Annotated in this window: 17 protein-coding genes; 11 read left to right on the top strand and 6 right to left on the bottom strand. The window is 65.2% G+C overall.

Going from position 1 to position 17,534, the window contains the following annotated elements; all coding sequences use genetic code 11:
* Window positions 1–157: 157 nt before the first annotated feature.
* From BraRD5C2_RS30570 to BraRD5C2_RS30560, 3 genes are all read right to left on the bottom strand, one after another.
* On the bottom strand, window positions 158–514 hold the full coding sequence (locus BraRD5C2_RS30570; RefSeq protein ID WP_223974876.1) for a hypothetical protein: 357 nt from the start codon (window positions 512–514) through the stop codon (window positions 158–160).
* 1 nt (window position 515) lies between these two features.
* Entirely contained in the window at window positions 516–674 is a 159-nt protein-coding gene (locus tag BraRD5C2_RS30565; RefSeq protein WP_223974875.1) for a hypothetical protein, read from the bottom strand.
* Between the two features lie 191 nt (window positions 675–865).
* Window positions 866–1,600, bottom strand: a complete 735-nt coding sequence (locus tag BraRD5C2_RS30560; RefSeq protein ID WP_223974874.1) for a HugZ family pyridoxamine 5'-phosphate oxidase — start codon at window positions 1,598–1,600, stop codon at window positions 866–868.
* Between the two features lie 238 nt (window positions 1,601–1,838).
* Here BraRD5C2_RS30560 and BraRD5C2_RS30555 point away from each other — a divergent pair, with 238 nt between their 5' ends.
* From BraRD5C2_RS30555 to BraRD5C2_RS30535, 5 genes are all read left to right on the top strand, one after another.
* Entirely contained in the window at window positions 1,839–2,540 is a 702-nt protein-coding gene (locus BraRD5C2_RS30555; protein ID WP_016843287.1) for a response regulator transcription factor, read from the top strand.
* A 110-nt stretch (window positions 2,541–2,650) separates the two neighbouring features.
* Entirely contained in the window at window positions 2,651–4,459 is a 1,809-nt protein-coding gene (locus tag BraRD5C2_RS30550; protein WP_223974873.1) for a sensor histidine kinase, read from the top strand.
* Complete coding sequence (locus tag BraRD5C2_RS30545; protein WP_223974872.1) at window positions 4,456–4,896, top strand: HPr kinase/phosphorylase; 441 nt, start codon at window positions 4,456–4,458, stop codon at window positions 4,894–4,896. Before BraRD5C2_RS30550 ends, BraRD5C2_RS30545 begins: the two co-directional genes overlap by 4 nt.
* 214 nt (window positions 4,897–5,110) lie before the next feature.
* On the top strand, window positions 5,111–5,512 hold the full coding sequence (locus BraRD5C2_RS30540; RefSeq protein WP_021076632.1) for a PTS sugar transporter subunit IIA: 402 nt from the start codon (window positions 5,111–5,113) through the stop codon (window positions 5,510–5,512).
* Window positions 5,509–5,835 carry an HPr family phosphocarrier protein gene (locus BraRD5C2_RS30535; RefSeq protein ID WP_223974871.1) on the top strand — a complete coding sequence of 109 codons (327 nt, stop codon included), beginning with the start codon at window positions 5,509–5,511 and terminating at the stop codon, window positions 5,833–5,835. The genes BraRD5C2_RS30540 and BraRD5C2_RS30535 overlap by 4 nt, the downstream gene beginning before the upstream one ends.
* Window positions 5,836–6,000: 165 nt before the next feature.
* On the opposite strand, the gene BraRD5C2_RS30530 is transcribed toward BraRD5C2_RS30535, so the two are convergent.
* Window positions 6,001–7,614, bottom strand: coding sequence for a glycosyltransferase family 39 protein (locus BraRD5C2_RS30530; protein WP_223974869.1), 1,614 nt, complete (start codon window positions 7,612–7,614; stop codon window positions 6,001–6,003).
* 174 nt (window positions 7,615–7,788) lie between these two features.
* Window positions 7,789–8,634 carry a M15 family metallopeptidase gene (locus BraRD5C2_RS30525; RefSeq protein WP_223974867.1) on the bottom strand — a complete coding sequence of 282 codons (846 nt, stop codon included), beginning with the start codon at window positions 8,632–8,634 and terminating at the stop codon, window positions 7,789–7,791.
* 190 nt (window positions 8,635–8,824) lie between these two features.
* Here BraRD5C2_RS30525 and lepA point away from each other — a divergent pair, with 190 nt between their 5' ends.
* From lepA to BraRD5C2_RS30505, 4 genes are all read left to right on the top strand, one after another.
* Window positions 8,825–10,636 carry a translation elongation factor 4 gene (gene lepA / locus BraRD5C2_RS30520; RefSeq protein ID WP_223974865.1) on the top strand — a complete coding sequence of 604 codons (1,812 nt, stop codon included), beginning with the start codon at window positions 8,825–8,827 and terminating at the stop codon, window positions 10,634–10,636.
* Between the two features lie 100 nt (window positions 10,637–10,736).
* Window positions 10,737–11,072, top strand: coding sequence for a hypothetical protein (locus tag BraRD5C2_RS30515; protein WP_223974863.1), 336 nt, complete (start codon window positions 10,737–10,739; stop codon window positions 11,070–11,072).
* A 149-nt stretch (window positions 11,073–11,221) separates the two neighbouring features.
* Window positions 11,222–12,448, top strand: a complete 1,227-nt coding sequence (locus BraRD5C2_RS30510; protein ID WP_223974861.1) for an MFS transporter — start codon at window positions 11,222–11,224, stop codon at window positions 12,446–12,448.
* A 137-nt stretch (window positions 12,449–12,585) separates the two neighbouring features.
* A complete protein-coding gene (locus BraRD5C2_RS30505) occupies window positions 12,586–13,758 on the top strand; it encodes an acyl-CoA dehydrogenase family protein (RefSeq protein WP_223974859.1) in 1,173 nt (390 codons plus the stop codon).
* A gap of 56 nt (window positions 13,759–13,814) precedes the next feature.
* On the opposite strand, the gene BraRD5C2_RS30500 is transcribed toward BraRD5C2_RS30505, so the two are convergent.
* On the bottom strand, window positions 13,815–14,339 hold the full coding sequence (locus BraRD5C2_RS30500) for a DUF2867 domain-containing protein (protein WP_223974857.1): 525 nt from the start codon (window positions 14,337–14,339) through the stop codon (window positions 13,815–13,817).
* A 393-nt stretch (window positions 14,340–14,732) separates the two neighbouring features.
* On the opposite strand from BraRD5C2_RS30500, the gene BraRD5C2_RS30495 reads away from it, so the two are divergent.
* Entirely contained in the window at window positions 14,733–16,700 is a 1,968-nt protein-coding gene (locus BraRD5C2_RS30495) for a methyl-accepting chemotaxis protein (RefSeq protein WP_223974855.1), read from the top strand.
* 70 nt (window positions 16,701–16,770) lie between these two features.
* Window positions 16,771–17,226, top strand: a complete 456-nt coding sequence (locus BraRD5C2_RS30490) for a DUF1801 domain-containing protein (RefSeq protein ID WP_223974853.1) — start codon at window positions 16,771–16,773, stop codon at window positions 17,224–17,226.
* Window positions 17,227–17,534 lie beyond the last annotated feature (308 nt).

Below are 17,534 nucleotides of genomic sequence, written 5' to 3'. Positions count from 1 at the left end.
ATCCTTGTTCGCGCGAATGTCGCTAGTCGCGCCCCGTCGCGGTGATGACCGTCAACAGAATATAGCCTCTCGGCCCCGGTCCGGCGACCTAATAGTGGGGATCGCCGGGCTTGCCAAGCCAGTCGAACGGCTTTTGGTTTATTCCAAGGCCAGCACATCATTGGGTGCAAATACCGCAGCGCGAAACCCTTTCGCTTTGCTTTCGCTTTCCCGTTGTTTTCGCGGCGATCGGGCGAGGTTTCGTCGCCTTTCCCGCCGCCAGCAAGGCGTTGCGATGCACAAAGAGTGCCAGCGATTGGCGTATGTCCGCGCCGCGCAACGCAGCAGGCACGGCGAATGCCCGGTATGCGTTTCGCGCTGAGGATGTGTCGTTGAGATCAACCGCCGCGAGTTGACGCTGCGCTGCCGTGCCAGGCATGTCGTGCACCATCGTGTTGCACGCGGATGGCACCACTGGGTCGGCATTGAGCTGCATGCGATTGAGCTCAACGCTCCGTCGTCCAAGCTGGATCATTTCAATCCCCGGCGACGACGAATGTTCCGCAACGCGCACTGCGTTCGGCGGCAACAAGATCACTGACCGCAACGATCGATGGTAACGCAATCACCGCGTTGGACGTGCATTCAGCGCGGTTGAACTTCGCAATCCGAACGATTTTCCAGCGCAGCAGCACCGGAAATTTTCTCGTAACCCGGATCGCGCCCTCCGGCGATCATGTCAGCGCCGCTACGAAAATGATCGCGCTGTCAGAAACGCTGCACCCGGCCTCGGCAACTGCGCGCGGAGCCGCACCGTGCGACACCATGTCTCGTCGCGCCAGCACCGCCGCTCGGAGCGAGCCGGTCGTGCCCCGCCATCCCTTGCCTATCCCTTGGCGCGCGCTTCGCCGGCGAGCCGCACCAGCATCTTGCGCAGCTCGGTGCCGTTGCTGACCCGCTCGGGGAAATCAAGCCGCAGCGTGTTGCGGCCGGCCTGCATGTCCATGCCCTCGGGGTCGCAGCCGGTGCACAGCCAGTCAGCACTTTCCGCGCCAAGCAGCCGCATAGCGTAGAGGTTCATGGCCTCGCGGTGATCCTCGTTCATATGCGCCACCGCGCCCGCCTCGGCCTCCAGCAGCGCTTCGGCACCACCGAGGTCGGTCAGAAACTGTGCAGGCTTGAGGTCGACGATCCGGCCGAACCCGGCGACCAGATGGGCGCCGCTCGGCCGGATCGCGAAAAACGAGAAATCCTTAAACTCTACAAAGGCTTCCGCCGATGGATGAGCGCCAAGGTAGCGCCGGCGAACGAGCTCCTGCTCGGCCTCCGCGACCTCCTCCGCCCGGCCGGCCAGCATGATCCGGGCGCCCTCCAGCGGATCGCCCTCGGCACGCTCGTCCAGCATCAGCGACACCCTGCTGTCGGCCAGGATGTTCTTCGTATGCAGCGCCAGCCGGGAAATCAGCAGGATCGGCGAGCCGTCGGGGTGGCTGGCCAGATTGACCAGCGAGCAATAGGGATCGCCGGTACCGGCCATCAGCGTGGCGAGCGCGCCCTGGCGGCTGCGGCGGAGCAGCGAGCGGGCAAGATCGGCGGGGTCAAAGTCGGCGGTCGGTTGCATGGGCCTATCGGGTCATTTTGAGGGCGAATCGAGCCGGTTCCCGTTGAAAAAATAGCCTTTTCTCACGGTCTCAGGGTGCTATATGGGGGTCCAACGCGTGGGTCGCAGAGCGTTTTGCGGAACTCGGTCACACTTCAGCCCAGCTTGCATTGCTCGTTGACCGCGTTCGAAGCCCATTTTCTACGGCGAGTCGCCAGAGTGCCCGCCGTCTAAACCACTCTCATTGTGAAAGCAGCTCATGCCCACAATCGCCTTGGTCGACGACGACCGCAACATTCTCACGTCGGTCTCGATCGCGCTCGAAGCCGAAGGCTATCGCATCATGACCTACACGGACGGTGCGTCGGCGCTGGATGGGTTTCGCACGTCGCCGCCCGATCTCGCGATCCTGGATATCAAGATGCCGCGCATGGACGGCATGGAAACGCTGCGCCGGCTGCGCCAGAAATCCGACCTGCCGGTGATCTTCCTCACCTCGAAGGATGAAGAGATCGACGAATTGTTCGGTCTGAAAATGGGCGCCGACGACTTCATCCGGAAGCCGTTCTCCCAGCGCCTCTTGGTCGAACGCGTCAAGGCGGTGCTGCGCCGCGGCCAGCCGAAGGATCCGACCGCGGCGCCGAAGGAGCCGGACGCCCGCGCGCTCGACCGCGGCCTGCTGCGGATGGATCCGGAGCGCCACACCTGCACCTGGAAGAACGAGCCGGTGACGCTCACCGTGACCGAATTCCTGATCCTGCAGGCGCTCGCCACCCGCCCCGGCGTCGTGAAGAGCCGCAACGCGCTGATGGACGCGGCCTATGACGACCAGGTCTATGTCGACGACCGCACCATCGACAGCCACATCAAGCGGCTGCGCAAGAAGTTCAAGGTGGTCGACGACGATTTCGAGATGATCGAGACGCTGTACGGCGTCGGCTATCGCTTCAAGGAAGCCTGATCTGCGCTTCAGGAGCGGCTTGTTAACTGACAGGCTCCGCACGGCTGGGGTAAGCTCGGGCGACTGTCTGCTTCGCGGGACGACATCCATACCAACCGGCAGCTTTGCCAGTGCTTGATCGAACGCAGCTCGAGCAGGGACTGAACCCCGAGGACGGCTCACAGCTCCTCGATCAAGAGGCCGTGGCCGACGATCTGGTGCGGGACAAAGGCTGGCGCCGTCCGCTCGGCTGGGTGCGCCGCGCCGGTCAGTTCTTCTTCGCGCTGTCGTTCTCGAGCCTGACGCGCCGCATCGTCTCGCTCAACCTTGCCGGCCTCGTCGCGCTGGTCGCCAGCATCCTTTATCTCTCGCAATTCCGCGCCGGCCTGATCGAGGCGCGCACGCAGAGCCTTCTGGTCTATGCCGAGATCATTTCGGAGGCGATCGCGGCGTCTGCGACCGTCGAAGGCAACACCGTCACCATCGATCCCGACCGGCTGCTCGACCTCAAGCCCGGCGAGAGTTTTGGCCAGCCGGATGAATCGGCGGATTTTCCGATCAATCCCGAGCGCGTCGCGCCGACGCTGCGCCGCCTGATCGCGCCGACCAAGACGCGGGCCCGCATCTTCGACCGCGACGGCGGCCTGATCCTCGACAGCCGCAACCTGTTCGCGCGCGGCGACGTGCTGCGCATGGAGCTGCCGCCGCCGTCGGAGAAGCCGTCGCTGTATGAGAAGACCAAGGCCACGATCAAGACCTGGCTCAACCGCGGCGACCTGCCGATCTACCGCGAGCTCGGCCCCGAAGGCGGCAAGGGCTATTCCGAAGTCGCGCAATCGCTCGAGGGCATGAAGGGCAGCGCGGTGCGCGTCACCGATCGCGGCGCGATCATCGTCTCGGTTGCCGTTCCGGTGCAGCATTTCCGCGCCGTGCGCGGCGCATTGATGCTGACCACCCAGGGCGACGACATCGACCAGCTGGTGATGTCGGAGCGCCTCGCCATCCTCAAGATCGGCGGGGTCGCATCCACCGTCATGATCATGCTGTCGCTGCTGCTGGCGAGCACGATCGCGGGCCCGGTGCGACGGCTCGCCGAAAGCGCCGAGCGCGTCCGCAACCGCATCCAGACCCGCGTCGAGATTCCCGACTTCACCGGACGGCGCGACGAGATCGGCCATCTCTCGGGCGCGCTGCGCGACATGACCAACGCGCTCTACAGCCGCATCGAGGCGATCGAGATGTTCGCCGCCGATGTCGCCCATGAGCTGAAGAACCCGCTGACCTCGCTGCGCTCCGCGGTCGAGACGCTGCCTTTGGCGCGCAACGAGAACAGCCGCGCGCGGCTGCTCGCCGTGATCGAGCATGACGTCAGGCGGCTCGACCGCCTGATCTCCGACATTTCAGACGCGAGCCGGCTCGACGCCGAATTGCAGCGCCAGGATATGGCGCCCGTCGATCTGCGCCGGCTGCTGACCACGTTGACCAGCGTCGCCAACGAGACCCGGCTCGGCCACGACGTCGCCGTCGAAGCCCGCTTCGAGGGCCGCGGACCGACCGACACGCTCTCGGTGCCGGGCCATGATTCCCGGCTCGGCCAGGTGATCTCGAACCTGCTCTCGAACGCGCAATCGTTCTCCAAGCCGGGCGACAAGGTGCGCATCGTCTGCCGCCGCACCCGCGGCGAGATCGAGATCGTGGTCGACGATGACGGGCCCGGCATCGGCGAGGATGCGCTGGAGCGGATCTTCGAGCGCTTCTACACCGACCGGCCGCACCAAGGTTTTGGCCAGAACTCCGGCCTTGGGCTGTCGATCTCCAAGCAGATCATCGAAGCGCACGGCGGACGCATCTGGGCCGAGAACCGCACGGGCCCTGCGGACGAAGACGGCAAGCCCACCGTCGCCGGCGCTCGTTTCGTGGTCAGGCTGCCGACACTATGAGCGACAATTCAAGCGTGCACGCATCCGCCGTTCTGGTCGGCGAGCGTGCGGTGCTGATCCGCGGCCCGTCGGGCGCGGGCAAGTCGCGCCTGGCCTTCGATCTGATTCTCGCCGGACGCACCGGAGCGCTTCCGCCGGCCATTTTGGTGGGGGATGACCGTGTCCATCTCGACACAGCCGGCGAACAATTGTGGGTTCGGCCGGCACAGCAATTGGCCGGTCTGATCGAGATCCGAGGCCTCGGAATCCGCCATTGTCCGTTCGCAAGCGAGGCCGTGGTCGGCTTGATCGTCGACCTCGCCGCCGACGACGCCGAGCGGCTGCCGCCGCCCGAGGCGCTCAAGATCAGCCTTAATGGTGTTTCAATACCGCGAATTCCCGTGCCGGCCGGCTTCCAACCCCTGCCGCTGGTTGTCGCTGCGCTGACGACAACCTGAAAGTTCATCCTCCCGTAATCTTGCGGCCAATTGTGAGAAGGGAATTGGTAACCATATCACATCCACTATCGCGTCGGATTTTGCCGGCGCAGCCTCCCCTCTCTACCGCCAGGAACCGGGAGACTAGCCAAGATGCCCTCTTGCGCAGGGCCTCTGGATGGTCAAAGTGGCGCGTTCGTGCGGTGCACCAAAGGGCGCCCGCGAGGAGTTTCCGATGATTGGTCTAGTGCTGGTGACCCATGGGCGCCTTGCCGACGAGTTCCGAGCCGCGCTCGAACACGTCATGGGTCCGCAGAAACAAATTGAAGCAATTACGATCGGGGCCGAGGACGATTCCGATCTCTGTCGAAGCGACATCATCGAGGCGGTGAACCGCGTCGATAGCGGCGACGGCGTTGCGATCCTCACCGACATGTTCGGCGGCACGCCGTCGAACCTTGCGATCTCCTGCATGAGCCGCCCGAAGGTGGAAGTGCTCGCGGGCATCAATCTTCCCATGCTGGTCAAGCTCGCCAAGGTTCGCGAGGAGCGCTCGCTGCCCGACGCGATCGCGATGGCGCAGGAAGCCGGCCGCAAATACGTCACCATCGCCAGCCGCGTTCTCGCAGGCAAATGAGCGGCGCGGCCCCGGGCGAAAATCATGTCGGCCCGGGCGTGCCGGCGGGCGCCATTTCGCGCGAACTCCTGATCGTCAACAAGCGCGGCCTGCATGCGCGGGCATCGGCCAAGTTCGTCCAGCTGGTCGAGCGCTTCAACGCCGAGATCTGGGTGACGCGCGGCGGCGAGACCGTCGGCGGCACCTCGATCATGGGCCTGATGATGCTGGCCGCAGGGCCCGGCACCACGGTCGTTGTCTCCGCGAAAGGCGACGAGGCGCAGCAAGCGCTCGACGCCATCGCCGAGCTCGTCGCCGGCAAGTTCAACGAAGAAGGCACGTAGGGCGCGCTCGTCCGCTACGCCAGGCCATCACCGTCCCCCTGAGGAGCGCGCATCGCGCGCGTCTCGAAGGGTCGACGGCCCGACTGTGCCCGTGCATCCTTCGAGGCTCGCAAGGGCTCGCACCTCAGGATGACGGAACGGCACGGCACTGATGCGCGGCAATAGCTACTTCGCCGGCGGCACCAGATAGACCTTCCACATTGTCGACGGACCGGGATGGCCGTTGAAGAAGCGCATGGTGTTCATCACCATCGGCTCGGCATTCTTGGCATGCTCCGCCATCCATGCCTCACATGGCTGCAAGAACACCGGATCGGTGGTGTCGCAGACGCCGATGAAGCCGAGACGCTTGGCTTCGTCGAGCGACGTCAGCCCCGACGACCACGCTTCACCCGGCACCAGCGAGGCCGGATGATCCGGACTGTAGAACGTCATCGGCTCGCCGATGTCGGAACGTGCGACCACCACCGCCCAGCGCGAATGGAATCGGTCCTGCCAGGTCTGGGTCAGCTCGCGCGCCAATTCGGAGCGCGCGGCGTAGGTCGAACCGCCGACACGGTTGGACGCGATCTCCTGCGTCGCGATGCTGGGCGCGGCGATCAGCGTGGCGATCGTGGCCACGAACCACACCGCCGTGATCGAGAACAGCGCCATGCGGGGGAAACGCAGCGAGGGGATCGCAACCAGTGCAAGCGGCACCAGGAAGAACAGCGGGATGCCCCAATCGGTCTTGATGTAGACGGTGAACGCCAGCGCGCCGAGCGGCGGCCCGATCGCGACGATCGACTGGATGATCCAGACGTTGAGCGCCTGCGGAAGATTGACGGCCGGATTGGGTCCGCGCGACCAGATCCGCGCCAGCACGTCCGACGGTCGCCACGGCACCGACCCGAGCAGCAACGCCACCAGGCCCAGCACGGTCGGAATCGCGAGCAGCCCGAGATTGTGCACGATGTAGCCGATCACGAGCTGGACGTTGAGCTCGCGGCTCGACAGCGCGTAGACGTCGCCGGCATAGGTGAACGGCACGAAGTTCACCTCCTCCAGCCACACCAGATGCGGGATCATCGTCACGATCATCGTGCCGATCGCAACCCATGGCGCCGGCGAGCGCAGGAATTGCATCCGCTGCGGATGGATCAGCGCGGCAAGCCCGACGGCGCCAATCATCGTCACCACCCAGTACTTGGTCATCAGCGCCAGCATGCCGGCAAAGCCGAGCCAGAGCCCCGATTTGAAGCTCCGCTTCTCGAACGCGTTCAGATAGGCCAGCACCAGCAGCGGCAACGGCACCAGCTGCGCGAGGTCGGCGTTGTATTTGAAGCCCTTGAAATTGAAGATCGGGTAGAGCGCGAGCATCACCACCATGAAGAACGCACGGCGGCGATCGACGACGCGCAGCGCGATCAGCCAGCACACCACAAGCGCGAAGCTGACGGTTGCCATCGCGAGCGCGTAGGTCGACCAGTTGGTGACGGGAAAGATCCTGAACCAGACCCCGGCGATCCAGCCCGACAGCGGCGGATGCTTGCCATAGCCGAGCAGGAAGCGCTGGCCCCAGGCATAGGCCTCTGCGACATCCATATGGACGTCCTGCGCAGCCTTGAGCCTGACCAGGATCATCGTCCACAGCACCGCGTGAACCAATGCGAAGCCGATCACGAACCACAGGCTGGTCCTGGGATCGACGGCGCGCGAGGCAATCCAGGCGGCAATCCGCCGGATCGTCAGTCTGCGGGTGGTGCGCCTTGCGGCAGGGAGAGCGGTGGCGGTCGACATGGCCTGTGCCTGAGGCATGACCCGGAAACGTGGAAAGCGGTTTCCCGGAAGGATCATGCCGAATGGAAGCGGAAGGAGCGATGAGTGATTGCTCACCAGCATTTCATGGCGCTTTAGCGCGTTTTTGTGGCCAGTGTAATCAGCTTGGCGTGAGAATGCCTCAAGCCGGCCTGTTCACTTTGCGAGAAGCTCCGGCCGGTACTCGAAATGCATGGTGTCGTAGTGGTACCACTTGCCGCCCCAGATGAAGCCATGGCGCTCGAAGATGTCGACGATCTCGCGCGGCATCCGGTTTTTATAGGGGATGGTCCCGCTGCCCTTGCCCGCCCACAGCCAGTAATCCGAGACCTTCAGGTTGAGGTCGATCGCGGCCGCATAACCATGCATGCTCATCCGCCCGGTATCGGCGACGGCGCGACAAGATAGCACACCCGCGATCGGGAAGGCCGCGGCGCGCAGCGCCGGATCGAGCGCGTCGATCTCGGCGGAGACCTGCTTCAGGCGCTCGGCGACGCCGTTGACCCGCGTGACCTGAACCGGCTTGCCCCAGGACCGCGGCAGCCAGGTGATCGTCACCAGGTTCCGCCTGACCTCGACCGTGTTGCAGTCGCCATACATCTTCTTGAAGAAAGCCTCGTTGCGGAAGCGGCCAGGATCGACATTCGCGGCCGGTGGCGCCGCCGGCCCGGACAGATAAGGCTGCCGCATCTGGTCGAGGATCGAGGCATTGCGCAGCATCTGATCGAACGGCTTGCCGGAGACGCCGTCGTCGACCGGCATCACCGTGCCGTCGCGCCAGGTGATCGTGGTGTCGTCGTGGGCGGACAGCGCATCGGGATAGGCGCGCACCAGGCGGTCGAGCAGTTCGCGTCTGTCTTGGGCATGCGCAGGTGGCGGCATCAGTGCGAGCAAGAGCGTCAGTGCGAGCAAGACATCGGCGCACGCCACCCAGCGCACAGCCGTTCGGCGTTTCACGGCCTGATCGAACCGCGCAACATTGGCCTCTTCGATCGCGTTCATCCTCGGATTCCAGCTGTTCGGCGCATGCCAGGAGAAGCGAGGGTTTTGGGCCGAAACACCTAGCAGAAACATGCCCGAAAATCGATCACGGCAGATCTGACTGAAACACGGTCGTGATTCGCCGTCACATCCCTGCAAAATACCGCAATATGGTTGCCCGTGCGGGGGTGCGGATGCTATCCCGCGCCCCATGACAACTGCCCCGATTTCGAACATCCGCAACTTCTCCATCGTCGCCCATATCGACCATGGCAAATCGACCCTTGCCGACCGCCTGATCCAGATGACGGGCGGCCTGACGGATCGCGAAATGGCGGGCAAGGAGCAGGTGCTCGATTCGATGGATATCGAGCGCGAGCGCGGCATCACCATCAAGGCGCAGACCGTCCGGCTGAACTACCGCGCCAAGGACGGCAAGGATTACATCTTCAATTTGATGGACACGCCCGGCCACGTCGACTTCGCCTACGAGGTCTCGCGGTCGCTGGCGGCCTGCGAGGGTTCCCTGCTCGTGGTCGACGCCAGCCAGGGCGTCGAGGCGCAGACGCTCGCCAACGTCTACCATGCGCTCGACGCCGGTCACGAGATCGTGCCGGTCCTGAACAAGGTCGACCTGCCCGCGGCCGAGCCCGAGAAGGTCAAGCAGCAGATCGAGGACGTGATCGGCATCGACGCCTCCGACGCCGTGATGATCTCGGCCAAGACCGGCCTCGGCGTGCCCGACGTGCTGGAAGCCGTCGTCACCCGCCTGCCGCCGCCGAAGGGCGACCGCGACGCGACCTTGAAGGCGCTGCTGGTCGACAGCTGGTACGACGTCTATCTCGGCGTGGTCGTGCTGATCCGTGTCGTCGACGGCGTGATGAAGAAGGGCAGCCGCATCCGCATGATGGGCACCGGCGCGGCCTATGACATCGAGCGCGTCGGCTTCTTCACGCCGAAGATGCAGCAGGTCGATGAGCTCGGCCCCGGCGAGATCGGCTTCATCACCGCGGCGATCAAGGAAGTCGCCGACACGCGCGTCGGCGACACCATCACCGACGACAAGAAGCCGGTCACGGAAATGCTGCCGGGCTTCAAGCCGGCGATCCCGGTCGTGTTCTGCGGCCTGTTCCCGGTCGACGCCGACGATTTCGAGACGCTGCGCGCGGCGATGGGCAAGCTGCGCTTGAACGACGCCAGCTTCTCCTTCGAGATGGAAACCTCCGCCGCGCTCGGCTTCGGCTTCCGCTGCGGCTTCCTCGGGCTGCTGCATCTGGAGATCATCCAGGAGCGGCTGTCGCGCGAGTTCGATCTCAATCTGATCGCGACCGCGCCGAGCGTCATCTACAAGATGAAGCTGACCGACGGCACCGAGCTCGAGATCCACAACCCGGTCGACATGCCCGACGTGGTCAAGATCGCCGAGATCGAGGAGCCGTGGATCGAGGCCACCATCCTGACGCCGGACGAATATCTCGGCAGCGTGCTGAAGCTGTGCCAGGACCGCCGCGGCGCGCAGAAGGAGCTCACTTACGTCGGCTCCCGCGCGATGGTGAAATACGATCTGCCGCTCAACGAGGTGGTGTTCGATTTCTACGATCGCCTGAAGTCGGTCTCGAAGGGCTATGCCTCGTTCGACTACCATCTGACCGACTACAAGCCGGCCGACCTGGTCAAGATGCAGATCCTGGTCAACGCCGAGCCAGTCGACGCGCTGTCGATGCTGGTGCATCGGACCCGCGCCGAGGGCCGCGGCCGCGCCATGGTCGAGAAGATGAAGGAGCTGATCCCGCCGCACATGTTCCAGATCCCGATCCAGGCGGCGATCGGCGGCAAGGTGATCGCGCGCGAAACCGTGCGCGCGCTGCGCAAGGACGTCACCGCGAAGTGCTACGGCGGCGACATCACGCGCAAGCGCAAGCTTCTGGAGAAGCAGAAGGAAGGCAAGAAGAAGATGCGGCAGTTCGGCAAGGTCGACATCCCGCAGGAAGCCTTCATCGCCGCGCTCAAGGTGGATAGCTGAGGCGGTGCTGCCGGCGCGCCTGTTGCCGATTCTTGTCCCAGCAACAAAACGCACCATGATTTGAATCGCCACGGCGCGGCGTGCCGACTAAGCTCCGGCCATGTTACGCATCCTGTCTCTCTCGATCGTCATCCTCGCACTGCTGCAGCCGGACCTGAGCGCAGCCGCCTCCTCGAAGAAGCGGCACGGCAGCACCCGCTGGCATGGCTACGGCTTCCTGCCCGGCTACCGCCAGCCGCCCAACGAGACCATTCCGGTGCTCGGCCCGCGCGGCGCCGCCCGCGGCTATCCGGATTTTTCGCCGGAATATTACTATGGCGGCGATTGGCACTATTTCGGCCGACCCGGCTTCCATGGCGGCGGACGCTATAATGGCGGCAGCTACGGCCCGTGCTGGAGCTGGACGCCGATCGGGCGGGCCTGGAACTGCGGCTAGCCGCGTCGCTGCGACATCCTGCGCATGCAACGCACAATCCGCTGATCCCGGAATGAGAGGCATGTTACCCGTCATATTGCCCCCGGACCTCGGATAGGCCACCATCCTCCCTGCGCGCACGACAACAAACAACAGCGCCGGGGAAACGCATGAGCAAGGCCGCTCGGTTCGACTATGGCTGGGTCGTCGTCGGCGCGGGCGCGCTGATGACCTGCGTCGGCTTCGGCACCATGCTGTCGCTCGCGGTGTTCCTGCAGCCGATCTCGGATGCGATGGGCTGGTCGCGCGCCGGCGTCTCGGCGGCCGCGACGCTGGATTTCCTCTGCATGGGTTTTGCGGCGTTCGCCTGGGGCGCGCTGTCCGACCGCTTCGGCACCCGCATCGTGGTGCTGGCGGGCAGCCTGCTGCTCGGGCTTGGCCTCGTGACGGCAAGCCAGGCGCAGACCCTATGGCAGTTCCAGCTCTGCTTCGGCGTGCTGATCGGGATCGCCGCCGGCAGCTTCTATGCACCGATGATGGCGCTTGCGAGCGCCTGGATCGACAAGCATCGCAGCCTCGCCGTCGCACTGGTGTCGGCCGGCATGGGCGTATCACCGGTGACGGTCGCACCATCCGCGAGCTGGCTGATCACGGCCTATGACTGGCGCTTCGCGATGCTCGTGATCGGCATCGCCGCATGGGCGCTGCTGATCCCCGCATCGTTCCTGGTGCGCCCGGCGCCGCAGGGAACGAACGTCGCGATCCCAACGGCGGGCACTGCGCCGCAAGCGGAATGGACCGTGGCGCAGGCGCTGCGCACGCCGCAATTCATCACGCTGGCACTGGCGCATTTCGCCTGCTGCGCCGCGCATTCCGGCCCGATCTTCCACATGGTGTCCTACGCCATGGTATGCGGCATCGCGCCACTCACCGCGGTCACGGTCTACAGCCTCGCCGGCTTCTCCGGGCTCGGCGGTCGGCTGCTGCTCGGCGTGCTGGCCGACCGGCTCGGCGCCAAGCCGGTTCTGGTCGGCGGCCTGCTGGTGCAGGCCCTGTCGATCGCGACTTATCTTGCGGTGGCGCAGCTCGGCGAGTTCTACGCGCTGTCTGTCGTGTTCGGCCTCGCCTATGGCGGTGTGATGCCGCTCTATGCCGTGCTGGTGCGCGAGTTCTTCGGCGCGCGCACCATGGGCACGGTGTTCGGCGCGGTGTCGGCCTTCGCGAGCCTCGGCATGGCGCTCGGGCCGTGGGCCGGCGGTTACGTGTTCGACACGTTCCACGGCTATACGTGGCTGCACGCCGGTTCCTTCGCGATCGGCCTTGCCGCGGTCGCGGTGGCGCTGAGTTTCTCCACCAAGCGTCAGCCGTCGCTCGATCTCGGCCGCGCCGCCGCCTGAGCGCGGATGCATGCATCGATCGCGCGGCGGATAGCTGATCTGCGCCGGCGCCGCCCCGCCTTGCCCTCGTTTGCCGGATGGGCCACCATCGCCTGCCCCGCCCAACAACAACGTCAGAAGGGGCGCCGAGGACACGCATGAACAAGCCGCAGGGAGTAGACCTTGTCGAGCGGGCGCGCGCGCTGGCGCCGCTGATCATGAGCGAAGCCGACGAAATTGAACGGACGCGGCGGCTGACGCCTGCCGTCACCGCGGCCCTCGTCGAGAACGGGCTCTATCGCGCGCTGCTGCCGAAGCGTTTCGGCGGCGCCGAGGCAACGCTGGACGCCTTCATGCAGATGCAGGAGGAGATCGCCAAGGCCGATGCCTCGACCGCCTGGTGCCTCGGCCAGTGCAGCGTCTGCGCCATGACCGCGGCCTATCTCGAGCCCGACGCAGCAAACGAAATCTTCAACACCGCGCCCGGCATCCTGGCCTGGGGCGCGATCGCCCATGAGGTGCGCGCCGAGCCCGGCGGCTACCGCGCCAATGCGCGCTGGGATTTCGCCTCGGGCTCACGACAGGCGAGCTGGCTCGGCGCCCATGTCCGCGTCGTCGAGGCGGACGGCTCGCCGCGCAAGAAGGCCGACGGTTCGGCGGAGATCCGCACCATCCTGTTTCCGGTGTCGCAGGCTGTGATGTACGACGTCTGGGACGTGATCGGCCTGAAGGGCACCGGCACCGATTCCTATTCGGTCGACAATCTCTTCATCCCGGACAAATTCGCCGCGCTGCGCGACGATCCCGCCGCGTGCCGCGAGGGCGGCCCACTCTACAAGCTCTCCACCAACATGGTGTTCAGCATGGGCTTTGCCGCCACCTCGCTCGGCGTCGCGCGCGCCATGCTGGATGCGGCGACCGAGCTTGCCCGCGGCAAGACCCCGCAGGGCCTCAAGGCGATGCGCGACAACAACGCCGTGCAGGGCCAGATCGGGCGCACCGAGGCAAGCCTGCGCGCCGCGCGCGCCTATCTGTATGCGACGGCGAACGAGGTCTGGAGCGATCTCGCCCGCGGCGATCCGATCAGCGAGGCGCATCGCATCGCGATCCGCATCGCCTCGACCTGGACCATCCACCAGTCGGCCGCCGTGGTCGACATCGCCTATCACATGTCGGGGGCAACGGCGGTGTTCGCGAAGAATCCGTTCGAGCGACGGTTTCGCGACATGCACGCGATCGCGCAGCAGATCCAGGCGCGCGACACCCAGTATGAGGACGCCGGCAAGGCGATCCTGTCGGGCAATCTCGGCGCTCCGCCGACGACGCGCTGAAGCATGATGAAGTCAGATTGAACCAGGGCGGGCACTCATCAATCCGCCATGCAGCTCTACTGCAATTGTGTTTGTGCACAACGTGCCAGGTTGGCCCTGACCACGAGGTGATGAAAAGGCCTGATCGCGTTGAGATAGGTGAAGCCCAGGGCATTGTGGGTATGCACAACGGTTGTCGCGATGAGCAACGCGCCTGTTGGAGAATGGCGTCGGAGCAGAGATAGCCGGAAGTCCAGGTGTCGGTCATCCGTACCGAGCACAATTTCGTCCTTGCCCTCCCAGTGCACCGGGAAGAAGTCCACCCGTTCATGGCTGTCCGGGGTCGTCCTGACCGTATCGGAGGTTTTGATGCCAAAGGGCGTCACCATGGCGTCGCGCAGCGCGATCAACGCCTTTTGCCACGCGGGTGGATTGACGAGCGTCCGCGTCGCCAGCTCGCGCATGCTCGACTGTTCCGATGCACCCAAGTCGATGCTGTAGCTGTCGAGTAAACTGGCGTTCTCGTACCAGCTCGCAACGACACTTTCCGACGGCGGCGTCGTCCGGCGTACCTGCGGCTTGTGGTCTAAACCCATGCTCATGACGATGTCACCTATTCAACGGGCCGATCGGAAGAGCCATTCTCAGTTTCAGACGCGAGTAGTTTCCCGACGCTGAGCTCGCAACTTGTCGCTGGTCTGCAGGTCTTCAACTTTACGGCGATTGGCGCGGGGTCTCAAGCGGGGAGAGCCGGGTTTGGGGGTATCGCCGCTATTCCCATCGTGGAGAGCCCCCACCCGCCGCAAGCGGGAGAGGGGAAACGAGTCTGCGGCCCGACTGATTCAGCTCACCTCATCTCGATTTGGCCGCATGGTACGAAAGTAGGCACCGGCGATAATGGTCACGGTACGAATTTTCGGCGGTGCAACACCCGGTTGTTAAGCTTTTTCTGAGACTTTCCGGCTGGCGCTAATGCCTGGAGTTCCGCTGGTACCATGTTCAAGCTTCGATCGATTGCCGCCCGCCTGATCCTGGCGATTTCACTGACCGTTGCAATCGCCTGCGCCATCCTCGGCAGCTTCTGCATCAGCCAGCAGCGCACGCTGACGCGGCTCGCGCTCGATCAGCAGCTCAAGCTGCAATATGACAGCGTGATTGCAGCGATCGAATACGAAGGCCGCGCCGCGCTGGCGGTCTCGGCCGTGATCGCCGCCCTGCCGCCGGTCGAAGACGCGATCGCCAAAGGCGACCGCGAGGGCCTCGGCAAGCTGCTCAATGCCCCCTGGGCCGAGATGAAGGCGCAAGGCATCCCGCTGATCTCGTTCTGGCAGGCGCCGGCGACGAGCTTCTACCGGGTCCACGCGCCAAAACTGTTCGGCGACGACGCCTCCACGCGGCGGACGACGGTGGTGGAATCGATCAGGGCCGGCAAGCCGATCGTCGGCGTCGAGCCCGGCCGCGAAGCGCTTTCGATCTTCGGCATGACCCCGGTCATGCATGACGGCAAGACGCTGGCCAATGTCGACGTCGGCGCCGCCTTCGGCAAGGAGTTCGTCGACCGCGCCAAGAAGCGCTTCGGCATCGACCTCGCCGTGCATTCCTTCGACGGCCAGAGCTTCAAGCGGCTGTCCTCGACCTTCGGCGACAATGTGGTCGCGACCCAGGACGAGCTCAAGGGCGTGATGAACGGCGCAGCCCTGCTGCGCGACGCCAAGCTCGATGGCCATGCGGTGGAGCTCTATCTCGGGCAGATCAAGAACTATGCCGGCGAGCCGGTCGCCGTGCTCGAGATCATCAAGGACACCAGCGATTATGAGGCCGCCGCGGCGAGCGCGCAGCGCAATCTGATCCTCGGCACGGTCGCGATCCTGGCCGCGGCCGTGTTGCTCGCGTTCCTGCTCGGCCGCGGCCTGTCACGGCCGCTCACCGCGATCACCGCGGTCATGAACCGCCTGTCCAGCGGCGACACCAGCGTCACCATCCCCGGCAGCGAGCGCCGCGACGAACTCGGCACGATGGCCAAGGCCGTCGACGTGTTCCGCCGCGGCATGCTCGAAACCTCTTCGCTGCGCGATGCGCAGGAGGCCGACAAGGTGAAGGCTGCCGCCGACAAGCAGGCGCTGCAGCGGCAGATGGCCGACCGCTTCGAATCCGACGTCAAGGGCATGGTCGCCGCCGTCGCGCAATCGTCGAGCGCCATGCAGCGCGTCGCGGGCGAGATCACCACCAGCGTCAACGGCACCTCCGAACGCACCGCGGCGGCCGCCGCCGCGTCCGAGGAGGCGTCGGCCAGCGTCAATGCGGTCGCAGCCGCCACCGAAGAGCTGGCGTCCTCGATCACCGAGATCGGCCGCCAGGTCACCCATTCCAGCCGCGTCGCCGACAATGCCGTGGCCAAGGCGATGGAGACCACCGAGATGGTGACGAGCCTCGCCGCATCCGCCGAGAAGATCGGCGACGTGCTGCGCCTGATCAGCGCGATCGCCAGCCAGACCAATCTGCTGGCGCTCAACGCCACCATCGAGGCGGCGCGCGCCGGCGAGGCCGGCCGCGGCTTTGCCGTGGTCGCCGCCGAGGTGAAGGGGCTGGCAAGCCAGACCGCGAAGGCGACCGAGGAGATCGCCGGCCAGGTCGGCGCGATCCAGTCCGCCACCGGCAATTGCGTCAGCGCGATCGGCGACATCAGCGGCACCATCCGCGAGATCTCGGGTATCGCGACCGCGATCGCGGCCGCCGTCGAGCAGCAGGACTCGGCGACGCGCGAGATCGCCCGCAGCGTGCAGCAGGCGTCCTCCGGGACGGTCGAGGTCTCCGCCAATATCGCGGGCGCGAGCGAGGCCGCCGGCCAGTCCCGGGCCCTCACCGGCAATGTGCTGGATACGTCCGGCCAGCTCGGCGATCACGCCTCCGCGCTGTCGCACAGCGTCGACACCTTCCTCGCCGGCCTGCGCAACGCGGCCTGAGCGGCGGGCCATGTGACGTTCAAGGCGCTATGGTAGACAGAAGCGACACATTCTCCTCGCGGAGCCCACCATGCGCAAGCCGGCAAGAGCGACCAGCAAGGCGACACGACCGTCTACAAAATCGACCGACGCGCTGTTCGACGCATATCCTGCCCCCGTCAAGGCCAAGCTGCTGGCGCTGCGGCGCCTGATCTTTGAGACCGCGAAGGCAACCAGGGGCGTCGGCTCGCTGGAAGAGACGCTCAAATGGGGGCAGCCGAGCTATCTCACGCCGGAGACCGGCAGCGGCAGCACGGTCCGGATCGATCAGGTGAAGCCCGCCACCGACCAGGTCGCGGTCTACTTCCACTGCCAGACCAATCTGGTCGAGACCTTCCGCGAGCTCTATCCCGAGCTCAGCTACAGCGGCAACCGCGCGATCCTGCTCGATGTCGCGGCCAAGCTTCCGGAGCCCGCGCTGCGCCACTGCGTGGCGCTGGCGCTGACCTATCATTTGAAGAAACAGACGACAGATAGCAGGGCCTAGCTCCACGTCATTGCGGGCAGCCGAGCGACGAAGCAATCCATCTCACCGCGCGTGAGGCTAGGGCGCGTATTCATCATTCCGGGATGTCCGCTTTCGAGGGGTAAGCGGACATGCGGTCCAGACCGCGGGGTGTCGCCTTGTGACCCGTTGCTGACCTCAGCCAACGATCGCCGCTCTGAAGTAGCCGCCACCGAACAGTGTTCGGGGGGGACGAAACAAAATCTTCCGGGATGAAACCATTTTCCGGCCTTCACGAAGGCATGCTGAAACAGTCGGACGTTTAAAAATAGCGTTGGAAGCGATGAGCA

Origin of the sequence: Bradyrhizobium sp. RD5-C2 (genome assembly GCF_019972155.1) — a bacterium.
In the GTDB taxonomy this organism is placed as follows: domain Bacteria; phylum Pseudomonadota; class Alphaproteobacteria; order Rhizobiales; family Xanthobacteraceae; genus Bradyrhizobium.
The sequence above is the reverse complement of the archived record's forward strand: the minus strand, read 5'-3'. Positions and strand labels throughout refer to the sequence as shown.